At 54.1% G+C, this 3,972-nt stretch carries 4 protein-coding genes; all 4 read right to left on the reverse strand.

Annotated features, from left to right (window positions below):
• Positions 1 to 857: sn-glycerol-3-phosphate ABC transporter ATP-binding protein UgpC (gene ugpC, locus ACXJ5O_RS20695; protein WP_457301535.1), on the reverse strand; the 857-nt coding region annotated here is incomplete at its 3' end.
• 11 nt (positions 858 to 868) lie between these two features.
• Positions 869 to 1,756, reverse strand: a complete 888-nt coding sequence (locus ACXJ5O_RS20700) for an ABC transporter permease subunit (protein ID WP_457301536.1) — start codon at positions 1,754 to 1,756, stop codon at positions 869 to 871.
• Between the two features lie 9 nt (positions 1,757 to 1,765).
• Complete coding sequence (locus ACXJ5O_RS20705) at positions 1,766 to 2,662, reverse strand: carbohydrate ABC transporter permease (protein WP_457301537.1); 897 nt, start codon at positions 2,660 to 2,662, stop codon at positions 1,766 to 1,768.
• An 84-nt stretch (positions 2,663 to 2,746) separates the two neighbouring features.
• The coding region (locus ACXJ5O_RS20710) for an extracellular solute-binding protein (protein ID WP_457301538.1) at positions 2,747 to 3,972 on the reverse strand (1,226 nt) is incomplete at its 5' end.

Here is a 3,972-nt window from a genome sequence, read left to right on the forward strand (position 1 = left end):
AGACGGCAGTGCTCCGGACGGATCCCGACAGATACGGTGCTATCTGCATTGTCGCGGCCAAGTACCGGGTCGATCGCGATTTGGATACCGTCGAGCAAAACAAAATTGCCACCTGGCGCGATGGTGCTGTCAAAGAAGTTCATGGCCGGCGAACCGATGAATGTCCCGACAAAGCGCGTTCGTGGCCGGTGGTAAATCTCCAGCGGCGTGCCGACCTGCTCGACATGGCCCTTGTTCATGACGATCAGCTTGTCCGCCAGTGTCATCGCTTCGACCTGATCGTGGGTCACAAATACCGAGGTTGCTGAAAGTCGCTTATGTAGGCGGCGGATTTCTACACGCATCTGCACCCGCAGCTTGGCATCGAGATTGGAAAGGGGCTCATCGAACAGAAAAACCTTCGGTTCGCGGATGATCGCCCTTCCCATTGCCACGCGTTGCCGCTGACCACCGGAAAGCTGTGCCGGCTTACGATCCAGCATTTCCTCTAGCCCTACAATACGAGCAGTCTCACTGATACGCCGATCTCGCTCGGCACGCGGAACACCTGCAACCTTCAACGCATAGCCAATATTGGCAGCCACGTTCATATGCGGATAGAGAGCGTAGTTCTGAAACACCATCGAACAGCCGCGATCGCGCGGCTCGAGATTATTGACAACTGTGCCGTCAATCGAAATCTCGCCTGCGGAAATCTCCTCGAGCCCGGCAATCACGCGCAGCAGCGTGGACTTGCCACAACCTGATGGGCCAAGGATCACCACGAATTCGCCAGACTTGAAGTCAAGATCGACCCCATGCAGGATTTGTGTGCGGCCATAGGATTTGCGGACGTTCCGGATGTTGATTTCGGCCATGAGCTTTCCTTTTATTTCTCTGTCGAGACCAGACCACGGACGAACCAGCGCTGCAAAACAGCGACAATGATCAGAGGCGGCAGCATGATGATGAGTGCACCGGCCATGGAAACATTCCATTCTGGCAGGCTGTTGATATTGGGAACGAGCGTGGTCATCGCCACCATCGCTGTCTGGTATTCGGCCTCGGTTGTCATCAGCTTTGGCCACAAATACTGATTCCAGGCGTAGACGAACATAATCGTCGCCAGCGCCAGCATGTTGGTACGTGACAACGGCAGCAGGATATCTATGAAGAAGCGAAGCGGCCGGGCGCCATCCATTTTGGCGGCTTCAGTGAGCTCGTCCGGGAGCGTCATATAAAACTGCCTGTAGAGGAACGTACCCGTAGCCGTTGCAATCACCGGCAGGACCAGTCCTGAATAGGAGTTGAGCAAGTTCCATTGCAGCGAGAGCTCGATGCCAGTGAGTGTCTGGATCAGCCAGCGGACYGGCTCAAAAACATCGGCGGCAATGTTATATGTCGGAACGACGCGCACCTCGAGCGGAAGCATCAAGGTCATGAACACCAACCAGAAGAAGACGTGACGCAATGGACTCCTGAAATAGACAATGGCGAAAGCGCTGATCGAGGCAAGGACGATTTTGCCCACCATGACCAACAGTGCCATGATCAGGCTGTTGAGCATCGCTGGACCAAGGTTGGCCCGATGCCATGCCGCCTGGAGATTGTGCAGGAAATCAGCGCCAGGCAGAAGATTGAATGGAACCGCGTTGACCTGCGCCAACGATTGGGTCGATGCGGTAAAAATCATCCAGAACGGTCCAAGGATCAGGAGCAATCCAACGATCATGATGAAATAGGTCACCATATTGAGAATAGGCGTTCGTTCAATCATGGGGCGGACCTATTTGTAATGGACGCGCCGCTCAACGAAGCGGAACTGGATAAAGGTGAAGATCATGATCAGGCCTATGAGGATCAGGCTTTGAGAGGCGGCGCCAGAATAGTTGAGGCCCTGGAATGCCTCGCTGACGATGCGATACACCATGACATTCGTTGCCCCGTTCGGGCCACCTTCAGTCGTCAAATCGACAATACCATAAGTGTCGGGACCGACGAAGCTTTCGGTAAGATTGAGCACCAGCAAGAAGAAAAGTGTTGGAGCAAGCAGCGGAATCTGCAGATCGATGGCTCTACGCACCGGACCGGAGCCGTCCATCGACGATGCTTCAATCAGACTGCGCGGGATTGATTGAAGACCCGCGGTCATGAAGATGAAATTATAGCCGATCCATTTCCACGCAAAACAGATGATCACCAGGATCATTGCATGGCTGCCAAACTTGGCGGGGTTCCACAAATCCGGCGACCATGTGTTGACGATGGCGATCAAGCCGCTTTCTGGAGCGAAGATGAAACGAAATGCAAGTCCGACGGCAGGGGCCGCAATGGCATAGGGCCAAATATAGAAAAACCTGAATAGGCCCGAGCCTTTCAACTGGCGATCGACACAGATCGCAAGCACGAAAGCAATGAACATCGAAAGCGCGGTTGCGGTAAAAGCAAAGACAAGACTGAGCGTAACCGATTGCCAATATTCGCGATCAGCAAAAACTTCACGGAAATTGTCCCACCCGACAAAGAGGCGATCGCCTGCCCCGCCGAACGCCGGTTCCAGCGAAAACGCCCAGGTAAGAACCGACGTGGCCGGCCAATAGAAGAAAAAGAAAATCAGCAAGAGCTGCGGCAATGCGAACAAGATAGGCAACCACCGGCTTTTAAAAACAGCACGTTTGTTCATAGGTTCGACCGTTTCCCGTATCTTGTCAGTTGGCAAACCAAATGGCCCGGATGCGGAATGCTCCAGGCAATGGGGAAAAGTGGACTAGTTCAGCGTCTGACCGGCATAGGTCTTTTCGAAGCGGCGGATAATGGCGTTGCCACGCTCGACTGCCTGGTCGAGACCGGCCTGGACCGTCATCTTGCCGAAAAAGATACCTTCCATCGCATTCGAGATTTCCTTGCGGATCTGCGGGAAGCCACCGACGCGGATGCCACGGGTAAGATCGCCAGCCGGCGTATAGGTCAGGCTTTCAATAGCTTTCTCGCGGCCTGCAAACTGCGGCTTCTCATAAAAGCCGTTGGCTTTCATCGCGTCGAAACCGGTCTTGGTGACGGGGATGTAACCTGTGACTGTCGACCACCATTGAACCATATCCGGCTGGGCGATGAAGTTGAGGAAAGCTGCTGCGCCTTTATATTCGGCTTCAGGACGGTTCTTCAGAACCCAGAGAGACGCGCCACCGACAAGAGAGTTCTTGCGCTCGGTACCTTTCCAGACCGGAAGCATCGTCACGGCCCACTTGGTGCCTGGCTTGATCGTCTTGCCAATTGTGCCGTGATCGGCGATCGACGACTGAATCATCTGGCAGGTTTGCGATGCGAAGGCCGGCACAACATCCATGCCGAGCTGGGCAGTCTTGACCTGAAACAGGCCTTCATCCGTCATTTTCTTGAAGAATGTCAGCTGGTCCACAACTTTTGTCTTGTTGAAAACAAGCTCGGTGTCGAGACCGTCATAGCCATTGTTCTTGGTAGCGATAGGCTGATTGTGGATTGCCGAAAACTGCTCCACCGTCGCCCAGCTGTCGAAACTGAAGCCGAAGGGGCAATCAAAGCCTGCCGATTTCAGCTTGCGCGCATCGGCTTCCACGTCTTCCCAGGTCTGCGGTGCACTATCGATGCCAGCCTTGGTAAAGGCGTCGATGTTGTAGTAGAACATTGCCGTCGAGGAATTGAACGGGAACGAATTCAGCACTCCTTTGGAGTCGGCATAATAACGCGCGATGCCGCCGAAATAGTTGTCCCAATCGATCTTGTAGCCGTTGTCTTCCATCAGCTTCTTCGCCGGAATATATGCGCCGGACAGCATCAGATCGAGTGTACCAACGTCGAAGACCTGCACGATGGCCGGGTTTTTCTTGGCACGATAGGCGGCGATAGCGTTCTGGATGGTCTCTGGATAGCCATTCTGACTGGTGCAGACGATCTCATAATCTGACTGCGAAGCATTGAACTTGTCGCAGGTTTCCTTGACCCGCTCGCCAAGGT

The organism is Phyllobacterium sp. P5_D12, assembly GCF_054049495.1.